This window comes from Bacillus subtilis subsp. subtilis str. 168 (assembly GCF_000009045.1).
Classification (GTDB): Bacteria; Bacillota; Bacilli; order Bacillales; family Bacillaceae; genus Bacillus; species Bacillus subtilis.
This window is the reverse complement of record NC_000964.3, coordinates 2,081,169-2,107,480: the sequence shown is the minus strand read 5'-3', so window position 1 is coordinate 2,107,480 and position 26,312 is coordinate 2,081,169. Positions and strand designations below refer to the sequence as shown.

Below are 26,312 nucleotides of genomic sequence, written 5' to 3'. Positions count from 1 at the left end.
GTGATGTACCCTTTTTGATGCATATTTAAAGTGATAGATTGCTGCTTTTGGATCCAGCTTGCTTCTTTTTCACTTTTTTTGACCAATATGTTGCAAGCATAGAACCTGAAAGGTTATGCCACACACTGAATATTGCGCTTGGTACGGCAGATAGCGGTGAGAAATGAGCCGTGGCAAGTGCAGCCCCAAGCCCGGAGTTTTGCATGCCGACTTCGATTGCAATCGCTTTTTGAGACGGGTAATCCATTTTTAAAAGCTTTGCACAAAGAAACCCCAGTAAATAACCGATACCGTTATGCAGGATAACAACTGAAAAAATGAGCAACCCCGATTGAAGCAGATTTTCCCGATTGCCGCTGACGACAGCTGAGACAATCGCAACGATGCCAATGACAGAAACAAGCGGAAGGGCATGTACGGCTTTTGCCACTTGTTTTCTGAAAAACATTTTGACAATCAGACCTGCAATGATCGGAAATAAAACCGCCTGTAAGATTGAGATAAACAAAGACCCCGGCGAGACAGGAAGCCATTCTTTGGCAAACAGCATAATCAACAACGGTGTTACAACAGGTGCCAATAAGGTAGAAATTGTCGTAACCGCAACAGAAAGGGCAGTATTTCCTTTTGCTAAGAATGTCATAACATTAGATGCAGTTCCCCCGGGACAGCAGCCGACAAGAATAACACCAACTGCGATTTCAGCTGGAAGATGAAGCCCAAATGCGAGGCCGAAAGCAACGAGCGGCATGATCGTATACTGAGCTATTACTCCAATAATAACTTGCCAAGGCTTTCTGACCAGCTCTTTGAAATCATCGGCTTGCAGTGTAAGGCCCATCCCAAACATGATAATGCCGAGAAAAATCGTAATATAAGAACTGATCCACGTAAATAAAGATGGGAAAGAAAATCCCAGCACTGCAAAAACAATGACCCATATGCCAAAGGTTTGTCCTGCAAAATGGCTTATTTTTCTAATGATGTCCATAAAAACACTCCTAACACACTTATCAAGAACTTCAGCAGAAATTCTTACAAATTTCATAACATTCTCTTATTATAAATAATTTTCTGAATAATTCAATATTAGTTTTTGGCAGATGTCTATAGATATATGATGTAAACTAATTAAAATGTTCTTGACTATATAGGAAGATATTCTTACAATGAACCTTTATAATGGTTAGATCAAATAGGAGTGATACGGTGAAGGAAGCAAATCAATGGTCTTCGAAGCTCGGCTTTATTTTAGCCGCGGCAGGATCAGCTATCGGGCTTGGTGCGATATGGAAATTCCCATATGTTGCCGGAACCAGCGGAGGAGGCGCATTTTTACTTATTTTTATTTTATTTACGGTTTTAATCGGACTGCCTTTATTGTTAGGTGAATTCATCATAGGCAGAAGAACACAGAAAGATGCCGTTCAGTCCTATAAAACACTTGCTCCAGGAACGAAGTGGCATTGGATCGGTTATTTAGGCATGGTGACGTGCTTTATTCTTCTATCTTTCTACAGTGTCGTAGGCGGATGGATTTTAATTTATATTATAAAAGGCTTCACTGGCGGTTTATCGCAAACATCTGGTTTTGATACGATATTTGCAAGTACCATTTCAAATCCTTATTTGGCTGTAGGAGGCCAGCTGCTCTTTATGGTGGTAACAATTTTAGTTGTTGCAAAAGGGGTAAGCAGCGGAATTGAAAAAGCAAGCCAAGTATTAATGCCGGCGCTTTTTCTATTATTCATCATTTTAATGGTGCGTTCGGTTACACTTGATGGCGCGATGGAAGGAATCAAATTTTTCCTCATGCCTGATTTAACTGCAATTGATGCCAATACCATTTTATATGCAATGGGACAATCCTTTTTCTTATTAAGTGTCGGTGTATCTGTCATGGTAACGTATAGCGCTTATTTAGAGAAACAGGAAAATCTGGTACAGTCCGCTGTATCTGTAACTGTTATGAACATGCTTGTTGCTGTAATGGCCGGAATTGCGATTTTTCCAGCTGTATTTTCATTCGGCCTCAAGCCAGACCAAGGCCCGGTTCTGTTATTTAACGTTCTGCCGACTGTGTTTAATCAAATGCCGTTCGGAATTATCTTTTTATTAGCATTTTTACTTCTATTTTTATTTGCTGCATTGACATCTGCTTTTTCAATGCTGGAAATTTTGGTCGCAGTACTGTCGAAAGGCGATATCAATAAGAGAAAACGATTCGCTTGGTTAGGCGGTATTGCTATTTTTATTGTCGGTGTGCCGTCTGCATTATCATACGGTGTCTTAAGTGACGTCACTATATTTCATCTGTCTATTTTTGATGCGGCTGACTATCTTGTGAGCAATATTTTAATGCCGTTAGGTGCGTTACTGATTTCGATTTTTGTTCCGCTAAAAATACCGAAACAGGATTTGTTTGACGAGCTGAAAAGCGGTTCCAATCTCAAACGAAAGTGGTTTGCGGTTTGGCTGCTGCTCATTCGATATCTATCTCCTGTTGCCATCATCATCGTGTTTTTGCATGTGATAGGTATTTTTTAACACACGAAGCCCCCGAGGAAAGGGGGCTTTTTTTAATAGAGCTTCCAAACGACTTCTTTTGCCTGCTCAAAACGTTTTTCAGCCTCGCGCCAATCCACGACATTCCACCAGTGATCGACATAGCTGGCCCGGTCATTTTTGTATTGCAAATAGTAGGCATGCTCCCATACGTCAAGCGGTAAAAGGGGGATCACATCCCATTGGCTAAAGAGCTGGTGTTTTTCTGCCGTTAAAATCTCCAGCCGTCCTGATCGAGGTGCCCAGACCAGAATGGCCCAGCCGACGCCTTCCACTTTTTTAGAGGCCTGGGTAAAATGTTCTTTAAAAGCGGAATAGCTTCCAAATGAAAGGTCTATCATTTGGAACAATGCCCCTGTAGGACGCCGTTTTCCGTTTGGATGCATAGAAAACCAAAAAATACTATGCAAATAATGGCCTGCTCCATGGAACGCAAGCTCTCTTTCCCAATGAGTGATTAAGTCATAATTCTTTGTCGCTCTCGCTTTTTTAAGCTCTGATTCTGCTTTGTTCAGGCCATCGACATAGCTTTGATGATGTTTTGTATGATGAAGGATCATAATATCGCGTGATATATAAGGTTCTAAGGCGGAGTATTTGTAAGGAAGCTTTGGCAGCACGTGTTTCCCTATAGGGACATAAGCGCGTCTTTCACTTGTATCATCTGATTCTGTAATATCCCGATAAAGGGCAGCGGCCTGTTTATACCAATCTTCTTCTGTTGTTTGGTCATCTTCCAGAGCCTCAATCATCTTGTCGATTTGATCTTCAAACTGGTCAAGCTGACCTCGCTTTTGAATCTGATCTTTCAGGGCTTCACACCAATTGAACATCTCCGCTTGATAAGATTCACGTTTCATTTGCTGTCTCCTTTTCAATAGAATCTAAATACTTCCCGACAGCCAGCAAAGAGAATACATATGGATAACTGTGATAGCGAATATAAAATTGCTTCGGCAATCCGATCCCTGCTGGATACGCGAGGCTATCGGCGCTATGCGAACTGCTGTCGGTAAGGTATTGCATGCCTTTCACAACAGACGGATGTTCGGAATTTTCATATGTGAGCAAAGCGTCTAAAGCCCAGGCCGTTTGTACAATGGTTCCTCTATGAAGCGGTACATATGTTTTGATTTCGGCGCTTTTGCAGGATTCTCCCCAGCTTCCGTCATCATTTTGTATGGATTTGAGCCAACGCAGAGCCTTTTGTATACCGGGATGCTTTCGGTCAACCCCGCATGCATGCATACCAGTAAGAGCAGCCCAAGTGCCGTAAATGTAGCAAACACCCCATCTGCCGTACCAAGACCCATTTTGTTCCTGATGTTCGAAAAGCCACTTCACTGCGCGTTGAATATGTTGATGTTTTTCTGTGAAGCCAACTTTCTCGCCTAAAAAGTGCAGTACACGTCCGGTGAGGTCGGCGGTTGAAGGGTCAACTGCAGCGTCCTCGGCGGATTCAAGCGGCAGAAGGCGGATCAGTGGATGGTTCACATTTTTTTCGAAAGCAGAAAATCCGCCGTCATTGTTTTGCATCGATAAAAGCCAAGATACCCCCCGCTCCCATGCTGCAGGAGAATGATTGCGGGGAATCGCCTTTAAAACGGCTGTAGTGTCGTCACAGTCAGGGTTATTTGTATTAATGTTTGAAAACCCCCAGCCGCCAGGAACTGAATTTGGATTTTTGACAGACCAATCTGCTATTTTGGTATGCTGGCGTTCTAGCAAAAAGTCGGCTGCTTTTGTAACAGAGCCATCCGTTTCGGTCACACCATTTTTTTGAAGGGCATAGCTTATTAAAGCTGTATCCCAAACAGTTGAAGTAGAGTTTTCCAGATAAGGAATCCCGTTGCATTTAGTCACCAGTGATTTAATGCCGGTAATCGCCCTCCTGATAATAGGAGAATAGCGTGACACACCAAGTGACAGAAGGCTGTAAACCATATATATGGTTGCGCTCGCATAGCTGTATAATGTTCCATCTTTTTCAATCCGGTCCAGCATATACGTTTTAGCTGTCTGTAGGCCCAGCTGCTGAAAAGCAAATGGTGCATGAAAAACGCGTTTCCAATGTAACAAAATAGACGTGAGATCTCTTTCTTCGAAAGCATCAGACCGAAGCCAAGTGAAAGGATTTTTTGTCATGTGCGGATCGAGATGGTGAAGAGATGAAATATTGCGGTTAATAAGGACAAATCGCTGATTGAGTGTTACAGCCATAGGAGCAAAATGAATACGGGCATATGAGCTGAACTGATAGAAATGAATCGGCAATGTTGGGGGGAGCGCCATGAGTGATAATGGTAAATACAAAGCAGGCCAAGGATAAAGCCCGTTCGCGGCAAGCATCCATTTTGTCATAAAATGAACATGTCTCAAACCGCCATGTGAGATGATAAATTGTTCAGCTTTCTTCATGTGCGGCTCAGTTCTGTGAAAACATCCTGAAGCCAGCATCCCGACATATCCTTGGACGGTAGCCGTTAGATTTCCGCGCGTTTCATCGGGATAGTTGATAAATGTGCCGTCTGGCTGCTGTTTTGCATGAATGCCGGCTGCAAGGGATGATATCAGTTCTTTTTCATTTTCGCCTTCATCTAGTGAGGTAAGGAGCAAAATAAAAAAGGAATTTGTCATGATTGGTCCTTCAAAGCAAAATGTCCATGAACCATCAGCATTTTGCCTGTCTCTTAACTCGGTAATGGTTTTCTTTTGAAAACGCCTCACTTTCTCCTGAAGTGTGCCCATCACGCTCAACTCCTTCAGAAGCATATATATTCAGCGTCTTTTACTGCCATTACAGAAAGAAAAAAACTGCTGGCAGGCAGCAGTTTTTTAAACATACATGTTAGTCTTCAAGGTTTACCCATACACTTTTGACTTCTGTGTAATTATCCAAGGCATATGATCCCATTTCTCGTCCGAGTCCTGACTGTTTATAACCGCCAAATGGAGACGCCGCGTCAAACACATTATAGCAGTTGACCCAAACGGTTCCGGCTTGAAGTCGGTCCGCGATATAGTGAGCCTGCTTGACGTTCTCTGTCCATAGTCCGGCTGCAAGCCCATATTCTGAATGGTTTGCCCGTTCAATAACTTCATCGACTGTTTCGTACGGAATTGCAGTCAGCACGGGTCCGAAAATTTCTTCTTTTGCGATGGTCATTTCGTCTTCAACATTCGCAAACACAGTCGGTGCGACAAAATATCCTGCTTCAAAAGGACAGCTTCCGCCGGTCACTGCTTTTGCTCCTTCATCTTTTCCTTTTTGAATATAGGAAAGAACGCGCTCATGCTGTTCCTTGCTTACGAGAGGCCCGATTTGAGTATCTTTATGAAGTCCCGCTCCTTGGCGGAGTGACTCAGCATAGGATGCCATTTCATCAACAACTTCATCATATTGGTCTTTATGAATGAAGACACGTGAGCCCGCACAGCAGACTTGGCCCTGGTTAAACATCACACCGTTTAAAGCGCCCGGGATGGCTTTTTTTAAATTCGCATCCGGCAGAAGAATATTAGGCGATTTTCCGCCCAGCTCCAATGTCACACGCTTAATGCTTTTCGCTGCGGTGGACATGATTTTCTTTCCGATTTCAGTGGAACCGGTAAAGGCAATTTTATCAACCGCTTCGTGGTTCGTCAGCGCTTCTCCCGCATCTTCACCGAATCCTGGGATGATGTTGATTACACCGGCAGGGAAACCGGCTTGGTCAATTAATTCTGCCAAATAAAGAGCTGAAAGCGGTGTTTGTTCAGCCGGTTTGAGGACGATTGTACAGCCTGTTGCAAGTGCCGCGCCCATTTTCCACATCGCCATCAGGAGCGGGAAATTCCATGGAATGATCTGGCCGACGACACCGACAGGCTCATGACGCGTATAATTAAAATAAGCGCCGGAAACCGGAATCGTCTGTCCTGTTATTTTTGTACACCAGCCGGCGTAATAGCGCATATGCTCAATAGCCAGCGGAATATCTCCATTAGTCGTTTCATTGATCGGTTTCCCATTATCAAGTGTTTCAAGCTGAGCAAGCTCAGTTTTATGCTCTTCCATTAAGTCTGCCAGCTTATACATCAGTCTGCTTCTCGAAGCTGGAGACATTGTTCTCCATTCACCTTGGTCAAAGGCTTTCCGGGCAGCTTTAACAGCTTTGTCCACATCCGCAGCCTGGGCTTCATACAGCGTCATCAAGGTTTCGCCGGTCGCCGGGTTTGGAGTGTCAAAGGTTGCCCCTGAGGCACTCGGAACAAACTTTCCGTCAATATAAAGCTTCTTTGTTCCCTGTAAAAATGTCTCCAGCCTTTTCGTCACTTGCATCGTTAAAGAACTCATCCGTAACAAACCTCCAGTCATTTTTTATGGTCTGTTCTGAGATTCTTGGTGATAGCACATTGATTCCTGGATTGAATAGCAGAAATAAGCTGTGATAGTTGCTTCAAACGTAAGCGTATACAAACATTCTATAATAGAAATCAAGGCAAAATCAATGAATAACCGATATTGCAATTTACAAAAGAAAAAAGCTACAATAAGCTTATAGATAAGAAAAGGAGATTTCATCATGATTCATAAAAATTGGCTTGAAAAAGAAACCATTAAAAAAGTAAAGTGTGTGCAGACAAACGCAAAAAAATATATCGTAAACCGCGTTTTAACGCCGGGAAAAGAATATGAAGTAAAAAATGAAACAGAGGAGTTTCTCTTTGTGGTCGACAATACGAATAAAGTCGGCGGCTATTATAAAGAATACTTCGAAGAGATGTAATGCTTCCTTGAAGCATCAAACAGATTTTGTTAAAAGCAGTCGATACATAAAACCGCAGCTCAGCTGCGGTTTTTTTGTGGTTAAAACAGGAAATATAAAACAAAATTAAAAAAATCATTAAAAACCACTTTTTTATAAAAACATTGCTGAATATTGAAACTTTTTTCTCTATATGTGCGTATTACTTGATGACAACAGCTTAAAAGCCAAAAAACAAATCAAAAATTTGAAAAATGTAATCTGTTCGTAATGGTTTAAATGTCTTCTATGTCGTATTCTTATATAGGGATAAAGGACTTATTTTTATGTAGTGAATGATAAAACAAATAGATAAATGCAGAAAGAGGGGTTCTTCATTGGGTATTTTTTCTGTTAGCAGATCAACGGACGCAAAGAAGCTTGAGGCTTTGCTCGTTGAAGGGGAAAGAATTGAATCGATTTATAAGCTCCGAGTGGACCAAATTTGCTTTACAAATAAGCGGATCATTTTCTTTGACAATAAAATGTTTTCTAAAAAGAAGGTTCGTGTATTTCTTCCATATAAAACAATTGAAAGCTTTGCCATCCAAGAAGCGGGAATGTTTGATCCGGACACTGGGCTTTTATTGATGACAAGAAGCAAAACTTTCGAATTAGAATTTGCGAAAGACACCGATTTAAGCGAGGTTCAGGCGGTGCTGACAAAGCATTTGTGCAGCTGAATATTTGATGAGCCAGCCGTTCAAAAAATGGTTAGGCTTTTTTTATATATAAAAACAAGAACAGGGCATGTGCGCCCTGTTCTTATTACACCACACTGTTTTTCGCTGAGTTCGAATCAACAAGATCTGCATCTAATACATTTGAAATCGGCACGACAAGAGGAGTAAAGTCGCCATTTTCTTCTCCAAACCCTTGATTTATTTTAGCTGATAAAAAGTAATCGACCTGCTGATACGGACCGAGTGTTAAAGAGGAACCTCGATCCATCGTATTGATTTTAAATCCGCCGACATTTACGACGGAGGGTGAAAAGAACATCTCATCACTTCCTTTTGATTGAGGAGTTAACCGCTTCACTTTCAAAAGAGGCCGGAGAATCAATTTGGTCTCTGTCATCCACATGGCTTCTCGTGCCCATAAATCCGCTCGCATCTCCAAAATTCTGTCCGTAGCCTTGATTTTTTTTATCTGAATTTTGCCATTCTGCCAATAAATTTTGTCCTACGTTAACCGCTGAAGCATTTTCAAAGGAATTAATTTTCAGCATGAAAATATTAATATTGATATACGGAGTTGGTTGAACCACAGGCAAACCTCCTTTCTATAGTTGTATGCTGGCGGTTATAAAGTATGTTAAGACAGGGGGCTTCAAATGGATTTCGAAAAGATGAAGCAGTGGATGGAATTCGCACAGCAGATGTACGGCGGTGACTTTTGGAAACAGGTATTTGATGAAGACCAAAAAACCCCTTTTATGACAAATGGCCAATCTCCGTTTCCGTTTGCGCAGCAAGATCAGCGAGGGAAAGGAGATGCTTCATTTCCGAGCATGGATATTGTAGATACCGTTGCGGAAGTGCAGTTTTTAATTTATCTTCCAGGCTACCGTAAACAAGACGTTCACATATTATCGTACGGAGATTATTTAGTGGTGAAGGGGCAGCGCTTTTCCTATTTTAATGAACAGGACTTTCGCCAAAAAGAAGGGAAATACGGAAGTTTTGAAAAGAAAATTCCGCTTTCCGATCATCTTCATGGAAAGATGAATGCCATTTTTAAAGACGGAATCCTATACATCACTATTCAAAAAGACGAAGGTCAAGCGAAAACCATTGTTATTGATGATTGATTTTCATACTGAGTGCATCTGACACATCACGGTCATCAATTGATTCAATCGGAATGACCATAACAATACCATCTGCATTTTGTTCCCCAAAACCGTTATTTCTTTTGATAGCAGAGCACCTGTTCCTTAACTCCGCAGAACCAAAGGTAAGGGATGAGCCGGTGCCTATCGAGTTAGTCTTGAGATGAGAAATATTGATGTTAGTCGGAAGCATGAAAACCTCTCCTTTCTATGGGATATACCTCATTATATATGTAGACGAAAGAGGAGTATGCAAAGGGTCGTGATGTCATGAAAAAAATGTTCCGGTCGCTGATCAGGCATTGCTTGAAACCAGAACTTGACAAACTGCGTGAATGTGAAGAAAGACTCTCAGTGATTGAGAAACAAAAACAAAGCAGCAAACAAGAGTCTGAAGAAACCTATATACATATTGAAACGCTGAATGTCGAAAAAGTTGACTATCATCTTGAATTCGGCGAGCTGACCATTGATGAACTGAGCGGCAGATTAAATATAGGCGCAACCTATTATATACCGCCAGAAGAGAAGGACAAAAAGTGCCAACGAAAACCCGAAGCACCATCGACGCCAGCGGTCACGATCCGTTCAAAAAGGCAGTAGCTCATCTTTCCATCGATGTTTCCATGTTTGACAGAAGGCAAAACGGGAAACAGGATAGAAAGGAGAGGATATACATGGCACTGACAAAAGAACAAACACAGCATCTCTATCATAAATTGCTCGATATGCAAAAAGAATTGTCTGGCGAGAAAAAGGAAACAGAATCAATGACGGAAGAAGTGGGGGAGCTTTCCAATGGGGTTGACAACCATATGGCAGACCACGGGACGCTCGTCACAGACCGGATGACAGACCAAACAGTGAAAGAGATTGACCGGGAGCTGTTAGAGGAGGTCAACCGTGCATTACAAAAGATGAAAGACGGAACTTATGGCGTGTGTGAAAAAACCGGCCAAGAGATTCCTTACGAAAGACTTGAAGCTGTTCCTTATGCAAGAATGACAGTTGAGGCCCAAGCTGATGTGGAGGATGATCTGGAGACAGATGCTCCTTCTTATGAAAGAGAGTTTCATGAACAGGTAAAAGACTTATCCAACAAAGAAACAATTGATCAAAAAAGCTCGCAGACGTATGAAATCTTGGATCGTGAACAAGATTCGAAGTAAAAATGCCAAGCAAGTACACCGATATTAGATGTACTTGCTTTTTTTGAAAAAAAATCTCATATTCAAAATAAAGTGATTGACTTTACGTAAAAAAGAAAGTAACATACTATTTGTAAGTAAATATAAAAAGTTTACCGGGAGGAATACAAATGTCTACAGTTTTATTTGTAAAATCAAGCGACCGTACAGCTGAAGAAGGCGTTTCAACTAAACTTTACGAAGCTTTCTTAGCTGCTTATAAAGAAAACAACCCTAATGATGAAGTGGTTGAATTAGATCTTCATAAGGAAAACCTTCCTTACCTTGGCAGAGATATGATTAACGGAACATTTAAAGCAGGTCAAGGAATGGAAATGACAGAAGATGAGAAAAAACAAGCAGCAATTGCTGACAAATATCTGAACCAGTTTGTAAAAGCTGACAAAGTTGTTTTCGCATTCCCGCTTTGGAACTTCACAGTGCCAGCAGTGCTTCATACTTATGTTGATTATCTGTCTCGCGCAGGCGTTACATTCAAATACACACAAGAAGGACCAGTCGGTTTAATGGGCGGCAAAAAAGTTGCGCTTCTTAACGCTCGCGGCGGTGTCTACTCAGAAGGACCAATGGCTGCACTTGAAATGTCATTAAACTTCATGAAAACAGTTCTTGGTTTCTGGGGTGTTCAAGACTTGCACACAGTTGTCATCGAAGGACATAACGCAGCACCTGATCAAGCGCAAGAAATCGTTGAAAAAGGTTTACAAGAAGCAAAAGATCTTGCTGCAAAATTCTAATAAAGCCAAGACTCCTATCGTTACAAATAGGAGTCTTTTTGTATATACACATTAATATAGAAGAAAATAATCATTCGCTTTTAGCAATAAAGGCTATTTTTTTTATTGTAATATATTTTTTGTTTGTCGAATTGTCAGGTATTTTGGAGAAAAAACAGTTTTATTCACTGGAAAAAGTTTTTCTAAACAATTGTTCTGACCTCTTGATTAAAAGCGCCTGATGGTGTACTATATTAAAGAAGCTACTTTGTGCGTATTGTTAATTAAGTTTTAACCTTTAAGCTGTAATAGGGAGTTTTATATCGAAGCCGGAATGTCATGCCTCCATTGCAGAGGACGACAGGAACGTTTCTGCAAACACCCACTTTGAGGAGTGGTGGTTTAAAACTTTCTTACTTGCATACGGCAAGACGTAGCGAAAGCCATTTCCTTTTCGGAAATGGCTTTTTATTTTATCTAAAAAGGTTTGGTATAGTGAATATTCCATTTTTGTGTGAAAGAAATGAAGGCCGCTTTTTTATGATATGATGGGAGAAATTCAAGGAAAAGCGAGGTTTACACGTTATGTTACATAGAGCCCAATCCCTTCTGGCTCATTATTTTGGTTATGAGAAGTTTCGGAGCGGCCAAGATGAAGCGATCCGCTTGGTGACGGAAGCGAGGCAAAATACGGCCTGCATTATGCCGACGGGAGGCGGCAAATCGATTTGCTATCAGATTCCGGCATTAATGTTTGAAGGGACGACGATCGTCATTTCACCGTTGATTTCCTTGATGAAGGATCAAGTTGATGCGTTAGAAGAAGCGGGGATTAACGCCGCCTACATTAACAGCACACAATCCAATCAGGAAATATATGAGAGGCTGAACGGACTCAAAGAAGGGGCTTATAAGCTTTTTTACATTACACCAGAGCGACTAACGTCCATAGAGTTTATCCGGATTTTGCAGGGCATAGATGTTCCTTTGGTCGCAATAGACGAGGCGCATTGTATTTCTCAATGGGGCCATGATTTCAGGCCAAGCTACAGGAATATTGAAATCTTGTTCCGTGAATTACACGACAAGCCTGTCATCATGGCGTTAACAGCAACAGCCACACCCGAGGTTCATGATGATATTTGCAAACAGCTGCATATTCAAAAAGAAAACACGGTATATACCGGATTTTCCCGAGAGAATTTAACCTTTAAAGTAGTAAAAGGAGAAAATAAAGATCGGTTTATAGACGAATATGTGCAAAACAACAGGCATGAAGCAGGAATTGTCTATACAGCGACCAGAAAAGAAGCTGATCGGATATATGAGAGATTGAAACGAAATCAGGTCAGGGCAGGCCGGTATCATGGAGGTTTGGCTGATGATGTGAGAAAAGAGCAGCAGGAAAGATTTCTTAATGATGAGCTTCAAGTGATGGTGGCAACCTCTGCTTTTGGAATGGGTATTGATAAATCAAATATCAGATTTGTTCTGCATGCACAAATCCCGAAAGATATGGAAAGCTATTATCAAGAGGCAGGACGAGCTGGACGGGACGGTCTTGCCAGTGAATGTGTTCTCCTGTTTTCACCGCAGGATATTATGGTGCAGCGCTTCTTAATTGAGCAATCAGAACATGAAGAGAAACAAAAGCAGGATTTAAAAAAGCTGAGACAAATGGTCGACTACTGTCATACGGAAGATTGTCTGCAGCGTTTTATCCTTATGTATTTCGGAGAAAAGGAGCCTGATGCGTGCGGACAGTGCGGAAACTGTACCGATACAAGAGCGGCCCATGACGTGACGCGGGAGGCGCAAATGGTCTTATCTTGTATCATTCGCATGAAAGAACGGTTTGGCAAGACGATGGTTGCCCAGGTGCTTGCCGGCTCCAAAAATAAAAAAGTTCTTGAAAACGGCTTTTCCGACCTTTCAACATACGGGATATTAAAACACCAATCCGTTGGCGAAATCAGTGATTTTATCGAATTTCTTATTTCTGACGACTTCATCAGGATGTCAGACGGAACGTTTCCGACTCTTTTTGTCAGCAGTAAAGGAAGGAATGTGCTGAAAGGAGAATTATCAGTAGCGAGAAAAGAAGCGTTAAAAGCGGCAGCGATTACTGAAAATGACGAGCTATTTGAACGATTGCGCATGGTTCGGAAAGAAATTGCGGCTGAGCAGGGTGTTCCGCCATTTGTTGTTTTCTCTGACCAAACGTTAAAAGAAATGTCAGGAAAACAGCCCGTAAATGATGATGAACTTTTGTCTATAAAAGGAGTCGGAGAACAAAAAAGAGCAAAATACGGCCGGCTTTTTTTACAAGAAATACAGGCTTATGCAAGGATGACAGACTAAAAAAACAGAAAAACAATCTTTTTTTCTATAAAAAACACATTTTATTTTCTCTGTTTCGCCTCAAAATAAAAAGACCTGCGAAGCCTATTATATCAAGGGTTCAGCAAGTCTTTCCATCAGAGAGAAATCCTTCATGTAAAGGAACTGTAATCTAAATCATATCTTTTTGTTATTGATTTGACATTTACGTGTGTTACGATATCACCTGTTAGCCGCCAATAAAAAGCTAACAAGGGAGGATTTACTTATGAAGAAGACGATTATGTCCTTTGTGGCAGTTGCTGCACTTTCAACAACTGCATTCGGAGCTCACGCTTCTGCAAAAGAAATTACGGTGCAAAAGGGTGATACGCTCTGGGGAATCTCTCAGAAAAATGGAGTGAACCTAAAGGACTTAAAAGAATGGAACAAGTTAACTTCTGATAAAATCATTGCAGGAGAAAAACTGACCATTTCTTCAGAAGAAACAACCACGACTGGGCAATATACAATTAAAGCGGGAGATACGCTTTCTAAGATTGCTCAAAAATTCGGCACGACAGTCAACAACCTGAAAGTTTGGAATAACTTAAGCTCTGACATGATCTATGCTGGATCAACTCTTTCAGTAAAAGGTCAGGCAACAGCAGCAAACACAGCTACTGAGAATGCGCAAACAAACGCACCTCAAGCTGCGCCAAAACAAGAGGCTGTGCAAAAAGAGCAACCTAAACAAGAAGCTGTACAACAGCAACCTAAACAAGAAACAAAGGCTGAGGCAGAAACTTCTGTTAACACAGAGGAGAAGGCTGTTCAATCAAATACAAATAATCAAGAAGCTTCAAAAGAACTAACAGTTACTGCTACTGCTTACACTGCTAACGACGGCGGCATTTCCGGCGTTACAGCTACAGGCATTGACTTAAATAAGAACCCGAACGCGAAAGTTATTGCGGTTGATCCTAATGTAATTCCGCTAGGTTCTAAAGTCTATGTTGAAGGCTACGGGGAAGCAACAGCAGCAGACACTGGCGGCGCTATTAAAGGAAATAAAATCGACGTATTTGTACCAAGTAAAAGTGATGCTTCTAATTGGGGCGTCAAAACTGTAAGTGTTAAAGTCTTAAACTAATAATATAGATTGTGATAAAAGACATAAGCTTTTGGCTTGTGTCTTTTTTTGTTCTGCTTAGAGCTGTTTATATCATATGCTGATAAAAGAAAGTGGTCCCGTTTTTCTTTATGTGCGATTCAGGGGCTCTCGGGTTAAAAGATTGATTCCACATTACAGAGACATTCGGCATCATGACATTTATAGCTGGTTGTTACTATCTTTGATCAGCGAAACGAGCTGGTGTTTTTGGCAGATAATAAGCAGTTGGATGTAGCAGATACCATTTACGGAATCGGATTGATTTCAGACGGTTTTTTATTGTGATATTAGGCTCTTGCAGTTGGGCATGGCAGCTTCGGGAGCGAAGTGGCACAACTTTGTCATACTGAAAATACAATATAATCAATATCAGAAATTCTGCTGATGTGCAATGGCCGACCATTTTAACAGGGATATCATTCAATCCAGTCTTTTATTGGGCTGTTAACCAAACAATCGTTCAGCGGGCGTAGGAGCGAGGATATGGATCAATTTAATTCTGGTTGCGACGAGGTTCTCAAACGGGAATTTCAGGTTAACAAAAAGGATCCTGGCAGATGCCAAGATCCTTTTTTATTTAAACCAGCCTTTTTCTTTTGACCGGGTAATGGCTTCAATTCGATTTTTCACTTCAAGCTTTTCTAGAATCATTGAGATATAATTCCGCACCGTCCCGCTTTTGATGCTGAGTTCCTGAGCGATTTCTTTTGTGTTTTTACCGTCAGCCACAAGTTCGAGCACTTCTTTTTCTCTATCTGTAAGAGGGTTAGCTTCGCTGTATAAGTCCTCCATCAGTTCAGGTGCATAGATGCGTTTTCCGTTCATGACGCTACGGATGGCGTTGGCCAGCTCTTCACTCGGACTGTCTTTTAACAAATAGCCTTTAACGCCAGCTTTAATAGCTCTCTGAAAGTAACCGGGTCTGGCGAAGGTGGTTAAGATGATAATTTTGCAGCCTGTATCTTTTAGCTCCTCAGCAGCTTCAAGCCCTGTTTTTCCGGGCATTTCAATGTCCATAATACATACATCAGGCTGGCGTTTTTTGACAAAATCAACAGCATCTTGGCCGGTTGTACCTTTGCCTACGACTTCCATATCGTCTTCGAGGTTTAGAAGTGATCCTAAAGCGCCCAGCAGCATTTGCTGATCTTCTGCAATAAATATACTAATCATATAAGCCATCCTTTATGTTTATTTTGAATTATTAGGAATTGCCATGGTAAGCTTGGTCCCGTTTTCGGTATCGATGTGAAGGCTTCCGTTTGCAAACTCAAGCCGTTCTCTCATCCCGAGTAAGCCATGTCCTTTTGAAAAGGAATTTTCTTCTCCTTTGAATGTTCCATCGTCAGACACTGTAATCACAACTTCCTTCCAGAGCTGCTGAATGTCAACTCGGCAAGTTTTAGCCTGGCTGTGTTTGACGACATTTGTGACAGCTTCCTTTAAGCACATGCTCAAAATGTTTTCATTCAGCAATGAGATATTCTCGGGCCATTTCTCTTCTTCATAGATAAACATAATGTCAGCTGCTTCGAGAATTTGTTTGATGTTGATCAATTCATCCTTGAGCCGGATGCCCTTCATAGAGGAAACGATTTTTCTTACTTCATTTAAAGAAGTTCGCGCTGTTTGCTGAACACTTTTCAGTTCACGAGCTGCTTGTTCGGGATCTTTGTATATCAATTTTCTTGCTAAGTCGCTTTTTAAACCAATAAGAGAAAGCTTTTGCCCAAGCGTATCATGGAGATCGCGGGCAATTCGCTGACGTTCTTCTAATTTTACCAGTTCTGCAATCCGTTCATTTGCATCCTCGAGCTTTTCTTCAAGTCGTTCGCGCTCCTTGCGGCTTTTTATACTGAAGGGCAATAAAATTGCGCTGATGAGGGTAATAACGACAAAAGGAATTTGTGTCAGAAAGAATTCCTTTTTTAATACGAGACTGAAATTGGCTGCGACGGCCGCGCTTATTAAATGGACATAATATAAAATATGAAAAGGGACGCGTTCCTTAATGTTTCCAATAAAATAAGCAATAAAGAAAGCAAAATAAATATAACTGAACAGAGTAATGGAGGCGGTTGAAATGCCAATTAATAAAAATCCCCACAAATAAATGGTCCAGCCTTTTGAGACAAAAGCAAATCGATATACCGAAAAAAATAAAAGCGTCAAAATGATGCCGACAATAATAACAAATGTAGATGATGATTTCCATATAAAGTAGAAGGGGAGGATGAAAAATATCGTCCATATATAGGGCGTAATCCCGTTTAGTTTTTGAAATGTAAAATGATTTTTAATCATGATCTTACCTCATTTTCAGCTTTTCATCTTACTTGTAACTTTATCATTGTGAAAGCCAGAATGCACCCTCCAACAATAAAAAGGAAGCCTTCTAGTATATTAGAAGACCTCCTTTATCATCAGGCATTCTTCCGCAGCTTCTGTTTTTCTGGTGAATCAGGCGGAAGGCTTACAGGTATATGTTTTATAGCCCGAAATGACACAAACTGTTTGTTATCTTCATCCCATAGACGGAACGCAAGTGATTGCAGGCTTGTTTTTAAGGTGATTGTCGGTACGTTTTTTAATGGTTCGTGATGTTCATGAGCAACTTCAAGCTTATAGTTAGGCACCTTTGGACTCAAATGATGAACGTGGTGGTAACCAATATTGCCTGTTAGCCATTGAAGCAGTTTCGGGAGTTTATAAAATGAGCTGCCTTCAACAGCAGCCTGAACGTAGCTCCAGTTTTCATCCGCTTCAAAATAAGAATCTTCAAAGGTATGCTGCACATAAAACAGCCAAACACCGATTGAACCTGAAATCAGAAATATCGGGCCTTGCACCAGTAAAAACGATTGCCAGCCAAAGATCAGACAGCAAGCGGCAGCCAACGCGACAATTGCCAGATTCGTAAGGTATGTGTTTACACGTTCCTTGCGTCTTGCGCCTTTTTTGTTAAAACGGTTCGTGATCAGAAAAACATAAATCGGTCCGAGAATAAACATGATAAACGGGTTTCTATAAAGTCTGTATGCAAGCTTTGTTCGTCTGGATGCAGCTTTATATTCGTTTACTGTTAACATCCAGATGTCTCCTGTTCCGCGTTTATCCAGATTGCTGCTAGTTGCATGATGAATCGAATGGCTGTGCTGCCATTGAAGATACGGGAATAAAGTCAGGACACCTGTCAGAAAACCGAGAATGTGGTTATAGCGTTTTTGTTTGAAAAAAGATTGATGGCAGCAGTCATGGAAGATGATAAAAATTCTTGTCAGAAAACCTGCGGCAATCACCGTTAATGCTAACGTAAGAAGATAGGAGACATCGAGGCTGAGATAAGCAAGAAACCATAGGCCGAAGAATGGGATAAACGTGTTTAAAAGCTGAATCAGGCTGTTTTTTGTTTCAGGCTGAGCAAATGCAGCGACTTGCTTTGTCAGCTGTTTTTGTTTATGTGCAATGGTTTGTTCAGTCATAGTAAGTATCCTCTCATTGTGTGTCTCGGTTCAGTATACGCTAATGAGAGAAGTCTTTTGTAGTAGCACACATCATGCCTCCTATATGACATTTGTCATGTCTCGTGCGGCATGCATAGCCGATTGCGCTAAAAAAGCTTGTAAAAAAATTTACAAGCTGATTAATGTTTATCAATCCATATTCGTGATGTACCCGAAATAGCTTCAATCCTGCATGTTCCTCCTATAGGGAACGTGGCAATTGGCGAGGTATGTCCGGCATTTATATTTGCGATGATCGGGATGCCGGATAATTCTTTTTTTGTTTCGATCATGGCTTTTACAAGATCTATTGATACGTTTGATGCTTTCTGAAATCTGCCGATCAAAATCGCCTTTACATGTGAAAAAGCGGGGAGGTGGATGAGTGATTGCAGATCGCGGTCAAACATATGGATGTCTGACATATAATCATCTTCAATCAATAAAATAGTATGTTCTGTTTCGGGAAAATACTCCGTTCCCTGCAGCAAATTAAGCGTGCATAAGTTTCCGCCAATTAAAGTACCTTCCGCATAACCTTCTTGGATTACAACAGGGCCGTTATTAGGATAAAAACGCCTGTTTTCTTGATCCAAAAACCAGCGATCATCGCTCCACTCACTTGAGGGGTGAATTTCAAACGGATCGTCTGAAGCGCAGCAAGAAAGAAAATACTCCTCTGTATAATCGAGTCCTTTTTTCATTGCAAATGTTGAGAAGTGGGGACCTGAATACGTAACAAGACCCGTTTTTTGATAAATAGCGTTGCAAAGAGCGGTTATATCGGAATAACCGCACAGAATTTTTGGATGTCGTTTGATTTTCTCGTAATCAAGATAACGCAGCAGCTGATTTGAATTAAACCCTCCGAGTGTCGTTAAAATCGCTTTGACGCCTGGATCAAAAAAGGCAGCGTGCAGATCATGGACTCTTGACTCGATAGAGGATGAATCAAATTCGTTACATTCATTTGCGTGTTCAGCGATGGTTACCCGATAACCTAAGCGTTCTAACGCCGTTTTTGCTTGGATTTTTGCTTCATTTGATAATATAGACATGCTGGTCGCGGGAGACACGATCCGGATTTCGTCTCCCTTTTTCAGTTTTGAGGCGTACATAGAACCCTCCATCAATGGTTTTATACCATTACAGCATATCTTGGCTCTTTCTTCCAGACTTTTTTACAAATCAACCCACTTAATGCTGCCGGATTGGGTATCATGATCGATACATACTTTGAAGTGATGTTTTTCATAAAAGTGAATCAGCCGGTCTACATGATTCCAATCCCGTTTGGCGATGTCTCCGGTGACTTTCGGTATATTATGGTCTCTTGCAATATCTTTTAAATATTTCATGCAAATGGAGCCAAACCCGTGATTCGGAGGGCCTTTTATATCCCCTATATGAATGGCATCGTCCTTGTAAGACGCTACAAGTGAAAAACAGCCTTTTCCTCGGTATGCCGTTTTACAATCAGTTAGCATAATTTTGCATGTTTGGCCATCATCAATCGAGGAAACAATCATCCACTCATCATGTTTCGATTGATCAATACCAAGCACTTTGGCATCTTTAGATAAATCCTTCATATTCTCCTGCATGCGATAAATTTGAAATTCTAAATCATTTAGTTCTTCCTCAAGCTCTTGACGATTTTTTTCTTTAACAGTAAACAAGATCAAACTCCTTTCAAAAAACAGCTTAGAAACACAGTTACCAATTGTATTAGAAGAGAGGCGTATTGTAAACAACAATTCCATTATTACTAGAAATTAGCGGAAAGTCAGGTTTGATCGTTTTTAAGAGAGGAAAAAGAAAACTAACCTGTGAAAAAGGAGGAATCGGAATGGCGATTGATTCATTGATTAACAAATTACAGTATGTCCAATTGGAACCGCCGGATAAAATTCTCTCTCTGTATCTCAATACAGACATGAGAGATCCAGAGCAGCAGGGGGGAGAATGGAAGATTGCCCTAAAGTCAGGATTCAGCCGATTAAAAGAGTATTTGGCAGCTAGTGATCCAGAGGAGGAAAAGTGTCTGGATGGAATCAGGGCTAAAATGAATCAATACTTGAATGCAATGGGAAAAGACATGCCCCGCAGTCTCGTGTTTTTTGTTTCCGACAGCGGCATATGGGAACCTATTAAGCTTCAAGTCCCTGTAGATACAAGATTTTACTGGGAAGAAACAGCTGTCCTGGATCAGCTAAAGGGTTTGCGCCAGACATACCCAAGTACGGCGTTTATTTTAACTCAGCAGCATGAAGTGAAAATTATTGAAACTGTTTTAGGAAAAATTGAGGCGGTGGAGCGTTATGAGTATGATATGATCAATGAGTCTTGGAAGAATAGCCATTCCGCTGTAGACAAAGCGCCACCATTTGAAGAGAACCGGATGAGGGAACATGTAACAGAGAACCAATCGAGACTGTATAAGCGGCTGGCTGCCAGCCTTGATCAAAAAGCTGCCGCGAAAAGATGGGAACGAATGGTTATTGCCGGGGATAAAGAAACGGCCGATATCTTGGATCAGCATATGAATAAACCCATTCATTCGAAAATTCAAAAGAACCTGCTGAATGAAAATGAACATAAGGTCATTGAACATTTGATAAAAGAGGCGTAAACCTAACAGGCCGGGGCTAATAGCCTCCGGCCTTTGAAGTGTGTCTAATTTCTGACGAAGCAATCGAAACCGTTGACATCTTCTTTGAATTTGCATACGATTTGGATAGCCAGTACAAATTAGGAGAGGTCACCAAATGAACCAAACAGAAAATAAACCGAAAAATTACACGGGGATTGTCCTTACGCTGACAGTTCTGATTAACGGTTTAATCGCAGTGCTGTTTTTTATGCCTAAATTAGATCAGTTCAGCCATGCGAATATTCACATTTTGCCAATGCTGAATGCGATATTCAATAGCTTTACGTTTATCTTCTTATTGGCCGCGCTGATTATGATTAAACAGAAAAATATCAAAGCTCACAAACGCTTTATTTTGGCTGCGTTCACAACAACATTACTATTTTTGATTTGCTATGTGACGTACCACTCGATTGCGGAAAACACGCTCTATGGCGGAGAAGGTATTATGCGCCCGATTTATTTCTTTATTTTAATTACACATATCTGCCTTTCTGCAATTATTGTGCCGCTTGCGCTGTTTACGCTGATCAGAGGCTTCAGCATGCAGGTGGAGCGCCATAAAAAAATTGCGAGATGGACAATGCCTCTATGGCTGTATGTAAGCCTTACAGGCGTTATTGTATATTTGATGATTTCACCGTATTATTAAAAGCCATACTCAGTATGGCTTTTTTTACGTGTAAACATGGCAAAAGCCCAAATTCATTTTTGGGCTTTTGTCAGTAAATTGATAGACTCTTATTCATGAGCCTTGGATTCCATGGTTTCAAGTGTTGCAACCTGCAAAGATTCTTCAACAGTTTTTGTTTTTTCTTTTACTTTTTCTGCATACGTATAATCACCGTAGCAATACGGATAGCGGAAATTTTTCGCATTTCCCCCGCAAGTATACAGATCAGGATTTTTTTTGACTTGCTGCTCGGAGTATTGTTTTGCCAATTCCTCAGTATGCGTTCCTCCATGTTCAGCTACAAAATCAATGTAACCTGCCCCCATGTTGTAGCTTTGAATAATGGTATCCAAATCCACGCCTTTTTCCTTACCGGTCTTGTACATGAGGGTAAATTGCTTGATGCCTTGTTTAACACTGAGTTGAGGGTCTGTTATCTCATTGCGTTTTAACCCCAGAGATTCAGAGGACTGCATGGGATCATTGCCTTTTCCTTTTGACTCCTGATACATCATGCCTAATATGAGTGATGTATAATTAGAGAGTCCTTGGCTTTCAAGCTCTTCTTCCACCAAGGGTTTGTAATCGGTTAAACGTTCCAAAACAATCGTTTTCGTATCGATCGGAAGTTTTTTGATTAAATCCCGGTTGAAAAAAAGCAGGACCAATAAAAAAGAGGCGATGACAAAGACAAAAATCATCATAAAACCCGCAGCAGCGAAACAGCCTTTTCTCTTTTTCTTCACTGTGTTTCACCCTCAATGTTTGGAGCAGTATGACCTTTTTTATTATGACATAAGAGGGTATATCAGACCAAGTAAAAACCTGATTTGAAACATAAATTTAAACTATGAGATTGAAATGGAATACAAGCAGGCTGGTTTGCACTCAAGCGCATTTGTTATAAGATAAAACTATGAATAAAGAAAGGTGATACATATGACTGAATTTAGAGAAACGGAACAATCGGCTGCTGATCTGGACGAGGAGACGCTGTTTCTAGTCGCGCAAACATTCAAAGCGCTTTCAGATCCTACCCGAATCAGAATTCTCCATTTATTGTCCCAAGGTGAGCATGCAGTAAACGGAATTGCAGAAAAGCTGAATTTACTGCAATCCACTGTGTCCCACCAGCTTAGATTTTTAAAAAATCTCCGGCTTGTCAAATCGCGCAGAGAAGGAACATCGATTTATTACTCTCCGGAGGATGAACATGTTTTAGATGTTCTTCAGCAAATGATCCATCATACACAGCATGATTGAAAAAGACATCCTTGCTTAACTCGCTGTTAGCGGGCAAGGATGTCTTTTTCTTTATTGTATTCGTGCTGTTCAAGTTCGTTTCTGCTGAGCTTGATGATAAAAGAAGAAAAACCGATATAATAAACGGCTATCAGAAAACAGACGCCAATTGTCAGAGGGTCCGTTCCGATTGACTGACTGTATGATCCAAGGCGGTTTAGATCAGGTGAGGTAAGATAAAGCTCCGTCACTCGATACAGAAATCTTGATAGAAATAAAGTTAAGAGAATCACCTCTACCCAAATATGAGTCCGAAAATAGATCTTTCCTCTGCGTTTTTCAAAAGAGATGTTTTTCTTAGCGAAAAAGACAAGGAGCCATCCGCCAAGAATGCCCAAAATGAGATATCCATATAAAAAAGGGTGAATGGCGCTGAAGATTGAAAGTCCAAAAGCAAACAGCGAGAAAAGAATGATACGGGTGAACAGCCAGCGGGGCTTCAGCGGCTGGTATCCGATGGACCTTTTAATTTTTTTATACAGAAAAAAGATGATGATTATGGCAGGATAAACGCTCTGAAGTGTAAGATGCATGATGTGAAATCCCCTCCGTTGAGAAGTGTATGCTTATCCGGTCGGAAATAGTAGCTGAAATAAATACTGAACACAAAAAAGAAGGGGAAACCCCTGTTTTCATAGCATATGCGAGGTGTATTCCGCCGCATAATAGATATGCCCAAGCTTTATCAAAATGTTATGATTGTTTTGTTGGAAAATACAAGAAGAAAAGGTGCGCAGAATGAAACTGGAACGTTTGTTAGCGATGGTTGTGTTATTGATCAGCAAAAAACAAGTGCAGGCTGCAGAGCTTGCTGAGCTGTTTGAAGTATCTGTCAGAACAATTTACCGTGATATTGAGACGATCAATAGGGCTGGTATTCCGATTGTGACCTCACAGGGTTCCGGGGGCGGAATTGGCATCATGGAAACGTATCGGCTTGAAAGAGAGTGGCTGAAGGAGGAGGAATTGTTTGCAATTGCTTCCGCTTTGCAAAGCGTTTCATCTATGTATGAACCCGTTTCTCACAGCACAGCCTATCAAAAAATCAAACACCTTATACCTGAGCAATCTACTCAAGCATTTAAGCACCAAACAGAAAAATGGTTTATTGACATGACGGCTTGGGGCCATACTGAGGATCAAAAGACGCTGCGCGAGAAAATCAGCGCTGCCATCGATCGGTTGTTAACGATATCTTTTACATATACAAGCGCAAGCGGGGAAACACTACTTCGGGAAACTGAACCTTATACATTGGTTTGCAAGGCGGGGCACTGGTATTTATATGCCTACTGCCTGGTAAGAAATGATTTTCGCTTTTTTAAACTGAACCGGATGAAAGATCTGGCCATCTTACATCAGACATTTATCAGAAAAGACATTCAGCTGGACACTTTGCCATGGGATAAGAGTTGGTACCAAAAGGACCGTTTAACTGAATTGGTTATTCTTGTTCAGCCGTCAGCACGTCAGCGTATAGGTGAATGGTTCGGATATGATGTCCTTCACTGTTGTGAGGAAGATGAAATCTGCCAGGCGGTGATTTCACTTCCAGAAGATCAATGGCTGATCGGTTTTTTGCTCCAGTTCGGAAAGGATATTGAGGTTCTGCAGCCTCTTCATATAAGGGATAAAGTAAAAGAAACCATTCATCACATGCAAAAAATATATGAAACCTGACACACTGCTGTCAGGTTTCTTTGTCTATAATCTTAAAAAAAGGAGGAGATCGTATGGGCTTTTCACATATAACACACTTAGACCTGAAACGATTTGCCGGACTATCACAACGGACAAGCAACGCACTGGAAATGACGGAAGAAAGGAGGATTCCGGCACTGTGGGATCAATTATGGAAGCAGGATATGAGCGCTCTTTTATCACAGGCTGAAAAAGACAAGAGCATTATTGCCTTATATTCGAATTATGAACAAGAGACGAATGGGTTTTATACGTTTTCAGTCGGAACGTTTCAGGAATACGACGACATTCTTCCGGGACCATATGAAAATATTGATTTGCCGGCTTCCGCTTACGCCGTTTTCACTTCCAGAATCGGTCCTATTGAAGAGATTGTGCTTGAAACGTGGAAGGAAATTTGGACTTGGGATAAGCGGCATCTGCGCACGTTTACAGGTGACTTTGAGATGTATGATCAAAATGCCGCAGTGCCACAGCGAGCACAAGTTAACATTTATGTAGCGATAAAAAAATAATAAACTCTTGAAAAACTAATGGTGTTAGTTAATAATAAAACTAACACCATTAGTTTTTGTTAGGAGGAATAAAAAGATGAGAATTACTCAGTACCAAACGGTTTGGCAGCTGACTTTTTTTCCAGCATTGTTTCCGGTTAATTGCTATTTAGTAGAGGAAGAAAACGAAGTCACCCTTATTGATGCCGCACTGCCAGGCAGCTATAAAGGGATTATTCAAGCTGTGAATCAGCTTGGAAAACCGCTTCAGCATATTTTACTGACTCATGCACATGGGGACCATGTCGGATCACTGGATACATTGGCACAAACATTTCCGCATGCAAAGGTCATGATCTCGGAACGGGATTCATTCTTGCTCCAAGGTGACACATCTTTGCGGCAAGATGAGCCGCAGACGCCTATAAAAGGAGGTATTCCGAAACACATACAAACAAAGCCTCACCAACTGCTGACGGGCGGTGAAACAATTGGTTCTCTGCTTGCCATTCCAACACCGGGCCATACACCGGGCAGCATGTCATTTCTTGATACAAGAAACGGCACTTTAATAGCAGGAGATGCGTTTCAGTTGCGCGGAGGAATCGCTGTATCAGGTCAGATAAAATGGGCGTTTCCTTTTCCCGCTTTCGCCACATGGAATAAGGAGGAGGCCATCAAAAGTGCACAATTGCTCGCCGATAAGGCGCCTTCCTGTCTCGCTGTCGGACATGGAAAATTCCTGCGATCACCTTCAGAGCGGATGAGACAGGCGATCCAAAAAGCAAAGAAAGGATGATGAGCATGTCACCGAGAATAGGTTTGACCCAAAAAATGATTGTAGACGCTGCAGCAGAGATTGCCGATCAGGAAGGGGTAAATGGTGTCTCACTTGCTGCACTTTCTAAAAAAATGAATGTTCGCCCCCCGTCATTGTATAACCATATCAACGGGCTGCAAGCGATCAGAGCAGAACTTGCTGTCAGAGGACTGACAAAGCTTTTTGATCAAATGGCGGACTCCGTAACCGAACGAAAGGGAGATTCCGCGATGCTTTCTTTAGCTCATGCATATGTTGATTTTGCAATTGAAAATCCCGGATATTATGAAGCGGCTCTTCTTAAGGTTCACGACAAACGGACGGAAATCGTCTCTGACCAAATTGTCTGTCTTGTGACGAAGCTGCTCATTGAAAACGGCTATGCAAGTGAAAAGACTGCCATTCATGCGACAAGGGGGCTCAGAAGTCTGCTGCATGGCTTTACTGTTTTAATCGCAAAAGAAGCATTTGAACGTGAGGAGGACATTTTAGAAAGCCTGTCATTTTCAATTCGGACATTTTTGTCAGGATTATTAATAAACAATAAAAATATTATGTAAACA

Annotated in this window: 30 protein-coding genes and 1 other RNA gene; 17 read left to right on the top strand and 14 right to left on the bottom strand. The window is 41.2% G+C overall.

Annotated features, from left to right (window positions below; genetic code table 11):
* Positions 1–25: 25 nt before the first annotated feature.
* The gene (gene yocS, locus BSU_19350) at positions 26–991 is read right to left on the bottom strand and encodes a putative sodium-dependent symporter (protein ID NP_389817.1); all 966 of its coding nucleotides are present in this window, start codon (positions 989–991) and stop codon (positions 26–28) included.
* Between the two features lie 218 nt (positions 992–1,209).
* Here yocS and yocR point away from each other — a divergent pair, with 218 nt between their 5' ends.
* Entirely contained in the window at positions 1,210–2,547 is a 1,338-nt protein-coding gene (gene yocR / locus BSU_19340) for a putative sodium-dependent transporter (protein NP_389816.1), read from the top strand.
* Between the two features lie 32 nt (positions 2,548–2,579).
* On the opposite strand, the gene sodF is transcribed toward yocR, so the two are convergent.
* From sodF to dhaS, 3 genes are all read right to left on the bottom strand, one after another.
* Positions 2,580–3,425 (bottom strand): superoxide dismutase (Fe2+-dependent), encoded by an 846-nt coding sequence (gene sodF / locus BSU_19330; RefSeq protein NP_389815.1) that lies wholly within the window; start codon positions 3,423–3,425, stop codon positions 2,580–2,582.
* Entirely contained in the window at positions 3,415–5,313 is a 1,899-nt protein-coding gene (gene sqhC / locus BSU_19320; protein NP_389814.2) for a squalene-hopene cyclase, sporulenol synthase (spore protection), read from the bottom strand. Before sqhC ends, sodF begins: the two co-directional genes overlap by 11 nt.
* Positions 5,314–5,413: 100 nt before the next feature.
* Positions 5,414–6,901, bottom strand: coding sequence for a 3-hydroxypropionaldehyde dehydrogenase (gene dhaS / locus BSU_19310; protein ID NP_389813.1), 1,488 nt, complete (start codon positions 6,899–6,901; stop codon positions 5,414–5,416).
* Between the two features lie 229 nt (positions 6,902–7,130).
* Here dhaS and yozC point away from each other — a divergent pair, with 229 nt between their 5' ends.
* Both yozC and yozO read left to right on the top strand, forming a co-directional pair.
* Entirely contained in the window at positions 7,131–7,334 is a 204-nt protein-coding gene (yozC, locus tag BSU_19300; protein NP_389812.1) for a hypothetical protein, read from the top strand.
* Positions 7,335–7,690: 356 nt separating this feature from the next.
* A complete protein-coding gene (yozO, locus tag BSU_19290; RefSeq protein ID NP_389811.1) occupies positions 7,691–8,035 on the top strand; it encodes a hypothetical protein in 345 nt (114 codons plus the stop codon).
* A gap of 85 nt (positions 8,036–8,120) precedes the next feature.
* Here the strand turns inward: yozO and yocN are convergent, their stop codons facing one another.
* Positions 8,121–8,354, bottom strand: coding sequence for a conserved protein of unknown function (sporulation-related) (gene yocN, locus BSU_19280; protein ID NP_389810.1), 234 nt, complete (start codon positions 8,352–8,354; stop codon positions 8,121–8,123).
* Between the two features lie 4 nt (positions 8,355–8,358).
* The gene (gene yozN, locus BSU_19270) at positions 8,359–8,622 is read right to left on the bottom strand and encodes a conserved protein of unknown function (mother cell in sporulation) (protein ID NP_389809.1); all 264 of its coding nucleotides are present in this window, start codon (positions 8,620–8,622) and stop codon (positions 8,359–8,361) included.
* Between the two features lie 66 nt (positions 8,623–8,688).
* Between yozN and yocM the strand changes: the two genes are divergently transcribed.
* Entirely contained in the window at positions 8,689–9,165 is a 477-nt protein-coding gene (gene yocM, locus BSU_19260; RefSeq protein ID NP_389808.1) for a putative chaperone, read from the top strand.
* Here yocM and yoyB read toward each other — a convergent pair.
* Positions 9,152–9,379, bottom strand: a complete 228-nt coding sequence (yoyB, locus tag BSU_19259) for a hypothetical protein (RefSeq protein ID YP_003097740.1) — start codon at positions 9,377–9,379, stop codon at positions 9,152–9,154. The two genes, yocM and yoyB, sit on opposite strands and share 14 nt — an antisense overlap.
* A gap of 77 nt (positions 9,380–9,456) precedes the next feature.
* On the opposite strand from yoyB, the gene yocL reads away from it, so the two are divergent.
* From yocL to walL, 6 genes are all read left to right on the top strand, one after another.
* On the top strand, positions 9,457–9,789 hold the full coding sequence (gene yocL, locus BSU_19250) for a hypothetical protein (RefSeq protein NP_389806.1): 333 nt from the start codon (positions 9,457–9,459) through the stop codon (positions 9,787–9,789).
* A gap of 74 nt (positions 9,790–9,863) precedes the next feature.
* A complete protein-coding gene (yocK, locus tag BSU_19240; protein ID NP_389805.2) occupies positions 9,864–10,355 on the top strand; it encodes a putative general stress protein in 492 nt (163 codons plus the stop codon).
* A gap of 149 nt (positions 10,356–10,504) precedes the next feature.
* Positions 10,505–11,131 carry an FMN-dependent NADH-azoreductase gene (gene azoJ / locus BSU_19230; protein NP_389804.1) on the top strand — a complete coding sequence of 209 codons (627 nt, stop codon included), beginning with the start codon at positions 10,505–10,507 and terminating at the stop codon, positions 11,129–11,131.
* Positions 11,132–11,369: 238 nt separating this feature from the next.
* An RNA gene (gene ssrSA / locus BSU_misc_RNA_32) (6Sa RNA) lies at positions 11,370–11,572 on the top strand.
* Positions 11,573–11,695: 123 nt separating this feature from the next.
* Complete coding sequence (gene recQ, locus BSU_19220; RefSeq protein ID NP_389803.1) at positions 11,696–13,471, top strand: ATP-dependent helicase; 1,776 nt, start codon at positions 11,696–11,698, stop codon at positions 13,469–13,471.
* A 247-nt stretch (positions 13,472–13,718) separates the two neighbouring features.
* Entirely contained in the window at positions 13,719–14,582 is an 864-nt protein-coding gene (gene walL, locus BSU_19210; protein NP_389802.1) for an exported cell wall lytic enzyme, read from the top strand.
* A 594-nt stretch (positions 14,583–15,176) separates the two neighbouring features.
* Here the strand turns inward: walL and desR are convergent.
* From desR to yocC, 5 genes are all read right to left on the bottom strand, one after another.
* Entirely contained in the window at positions 15,177–15,776 is a 600-nt protein-coding gene (gene desR, locus BSU_19200; RefSeq protein ID NP_389801.1) for a two-component response regulator [DesK], read from the bottom strand.
* 18 nt (positions 15,777–15,794) lie between these two features.
* Positions 15,795–16,907 (bottom strand): two-component thermosensor histidine kinase [DesR-DesK], encoded by a 1,113-nt coding sequence (desK, locus tag BSU_19190; protein NP_389800.1) that lies wholly within the window; start codon positions 16,905–16,907, stop codon positions 15,795–15,797.
* A gap of 119 nt (positions 16,908–17,026) precedes the next feature.
* Positions 17,027–18,085, bottom strand: coding sequence for a fatty acid desaturase (desE, locus tag BSU_19180; protein ID NP_389799.1), 1,059 nt, complete (start codon positions 18,083–18,085; stop codon positions 17,027–17,029).
* A 161-nt stretch (positions 18,086–18,246) separates the two neighbouring features.
* A complete protein-coding gene (gene yocD, locus BSU_19170) occupies positions 18,247–19,224 on the bottom strand; it encodes a putative carboxypeptidase; aminoacid adenylate hydrolase (microcin resistance) (RefSeq protein ID NP_389798.1) in 978 nt (325 codons plus the stop codon).
* Positions 19,225–19,287: 63 nt separating this feature from the next.
* Positions 19,288–19,785: a hypothetical protein gene (yocC, locus tag BSU_19160; protein NP_389797.1), complete on the bottom strand. Its 498-nt coding sequence runs from the start codon at positions 19,783–19,785 to the stop codon at positions 19,288–19,290.
* Between the two features lie 170 nt (positions 19,786–19,955).
* Between yocC and yocB the strand changes: the two genes are divergently transcribed.
* Positions 19,956–20,738, top strand: a complete 783-nt coding sequence (gene yocB, locus BSU_19150; protein ID NP_389796.1) for a hypothetical protein — start codon at positions 19,956–19,958, stop codon at positions 20,736–20,738.
* Between the two features lie 136 nt (positions 20,739–20,874).
* Positions 20,875–21,411, top strand: a complete 537-nt coding sequence (yozB, locus tag BSU_19140) for a putative integral inner membrane protein (protein ID NP_389795.1) — start codon at positions 20,875–20,877, stop codon at positions 21,409–21,411.
* 89 nt (positions 21,412–21,500) lie between these two features.
* Here the strand turns inward: yozB and yocA are convergent, their stop codons facing one another.
* A complete protein-coding gene (gene yocA, locus BSU_19130) occupies positions 21,501–22,178 on the bottom strand; it encodes a putative murein fragments glycosidase (RefSeq protein ID NP_389794.1) in 678 nt (225 codons plus the stop codon).
* Between the two features lie 193 nt (positions 22,179–22,371).
* Between yocA and czrA the strand changes: the two genes are divergently transcribed.
* Positions 22,372–22,695: a transcriptional regulator (multiple metal-sensing ArsR-SmtB transcriptional repressor favouring Zn2+) gene (czrA, locus tag BSU_19120; protein NP_389793.1), complete on the top strand. Its 324-nt coding sequence runs from the start codon at positions 22,372–22,374 to the stop codon at positions 22,693–22,695.
* Positions 22,696–22,721: 26 nt separating this feature from the next.
* Here the strand turns inward: czrA and yobW are convergent, their stop codons facing one another.
* Entirely contained in the window at positions 22,722–23,267 is a 546-nt protein-coding gene (yobW, locus tag BSU_19110) for a mother cell-specific membrane sporulation protein (RefSeq protein ID NP_389792.1), read from the bottom strand.
* 205 nt (positions 23,268–23,472) lie between these two features.
* Between yobW and yobV the strand changes: the two genes are divergently transcribed.
* The 4 genes from yobV to yobS all read left to right on the top strand — a co-directional run bounded on the left by yobV (position 23,473) and on the right by yobS (position 26,309).
* A complete protein-coding gene (gene yobV / locus BSU_19100; protein NP_389791.1) occupies positions 23,473–24,414 on the top strand; it encodes a putative transcriptional regulator in 942 nt (313 codons plus the stop codon).
* A gap of 53 nt (positions 24,415–24,467) precedes the next feature.
* Positions 24,468–24,950 carry a putative effector of transcriptional regulator gene (yobU, locus tag BSU_19090; RefSeq protein ID NP_389790.1) on the top strand — a complete coding sequence of 161 codons (483 nt, stop codon included), beginning with the start codon at positions 24,468–24,470 and terminating at the stop codon, positions 24,948–24,950.
* Positions 24,951–25,026: 76 nt separating this feature from the next.
* Positions 25,027–25,728 (top strand): putative metal-dependent hydrolase, encoded by a 702-nt coding sequence (gene yobT, locus BSU_19080; RefSeq protein ID NP_389789.1) that lies wholly within the window; start codon positions 25,027–25,029, stop codon positions 25,726–25,728.
* A 5-nt stretch (positions 25,729–25,733) separates the two neighbouring features.
* A complete protein-coding gene (gene yobS, locus BSU_19070; RefSeq protein ID NP_389788.1) occupies positions 25,734–26,309 on the top strand; it encodes a putative transcriptional regulator in 576 nt (191 codons plus the stop codon).
* Positions 26,310–26,312 lie beyond the last annotated feature (3 nt).

Coding starts and splice junctions, on each gene's coding strand:
- yobS (NP_389788.1), top strand. CDS start 25,734: ATGTCACCGAGAATAGGTTTGACCCAAAAAATGATTGTAGACGCTGCA.
- sqhC (NP_389814.2), bottom strand. CDS start 5,313: ATGGGCACACTTCAGGAGAAAGTGAGGCGTTTTCAAAAGAAAACCATT.
- dhaS (NP_389813.1), bottom strand. CDS start 6,901: ATGAGTTCTTTAACGATGCAAGTGACGAAAAGGCTGGAGACATTTTTA.
- desR (NP_389801.1), bottom strand. CDS start 15,776: ATGATTAGTATATTTATTGCAGAAGATCAGCAAATGCTGCTGGGCGCT.
- yobU (NP_389790.1), top strand. CDS start 24,468: ATGGGCTTTTCACATATAACACACTTAGACCTGAAACGATTTGCCGGA.
- recQ (NP_389803.1), top strand. CDS start 11,696: ATGTTACATAGAGCCCAATCCCTTCTGGCTCATTATTTTGGTTATGAG.
- yocD (NP_389798.1), bottom strand. CDS start 19,224: ATGTACGCCTCAAAACTGAAAAAGGGAGACGAAATCCGGATCGTGTCT.
- yoyB (YP_003097740.1), bottom strand. CDS start 9,379: ATGCTTCCGACTAACATCAATATTTCTCATCTCAAGACTAACTCGATA.
- yozC (NP_389812.1), top strand. CDS start 7,131: ATGATTCATAAAAATTGGCTTGAAAAAGAAACCATTAAAAAAGTAAAG.
- yobT (NP_389789.1), top strand. CDS start 25,027: ATGAGAATTACTCAGTACCAAACGGTTTGGCAGCTGACTTTTTTTCCA.
- yocL (NP_389806.1), top strand. CDS start 9,457: ATGAAAAAAATGTTCCGGTCGCTGATCAGGCATTGCTTGAAACCAGAA.
- walL (NP_389802.1), top strand. CDS start 13,719: ATGAAGAAGACGATTATGTCCTTTGTGGCAGTTGCTGCACTTTCAACA.
- yocB (NP_389796.1), top strand. CDS start 19,956: ATGGCGATTGATTCATTGATTAACAAATTACAGTATGTCCAATTGGAA.
- yocM (NP_389808.1), top strand. CDS start 8,689: ATGGATTTCGAAAAGATGAAGCAGTGGATGGAATTCGCACAGCAGATG.
- azoJ (NP_389804.1), top strand. CDS start 10,505: ATGTCTACAGTTTTATTTGTAAAATCAAGCGACCGTACAGCTGAAGAA.
- yocN (NP_389810.1), bottom strand. CDS start 8,354: ATGTTCTTTTCACCCTCCGTCGTAAATGTCGGCGGATTTAAAATCAAT.
- yobV (NP_389791.1), top strand. CDS start 23,473: ATGAAACTGGAACGTTTGTTAGCGATGGTTGTGTTATTGATCAGCAAA.
- sodF (NP_389815.1), bottom strand. CDS start 3,425: ATGAAACGTGAATCTTATCAAGCGGAGATGTTCAATTGGTGTGAAGCC.
- yobW (NP_389792.1), bottom strand. CDS start 23,267: ATGCATCTTACACTTCAGAGCGTTTATCCTGCCATAATCATCATCTTT.
- desK (NP_389800.1), bottom strand. CDS start 16,907: ATGATTAAAAATCATTTTACATTTCAAAAACTAAACGGGATTACGCCC.
- yocK (NP_389805.2), top strand. CDS start 9,864: ATGGCACTGACAAAAGAACAAACACAGCATCTCTATCATAAATTGCTC.
- yozB (NP_389795.1), top strand. CDS start 20,875: ATGAACCAAACAGAAAATAAACCGAAAAATTACACGGGGATTGTCCTT.
- czrA (NP_389793.1), top strand. CDS start 22,372: ATGACTGAATTTAGAGAAACGGAACAATCGGCTGCTGATCTGGACGAG.
- desE (NP_389799.1), bottom strand. CDS start 18,085: ATGACTGAACAAACCATTGCACATAAACAAAAACAGCTGACAAAGCAA.
- yocS (NP_389817.1), bottom strand. CDS start 991: ATGGACATCATTAGAAAAATAAGCCATTTTGCAGGACAAACCTTTGGC.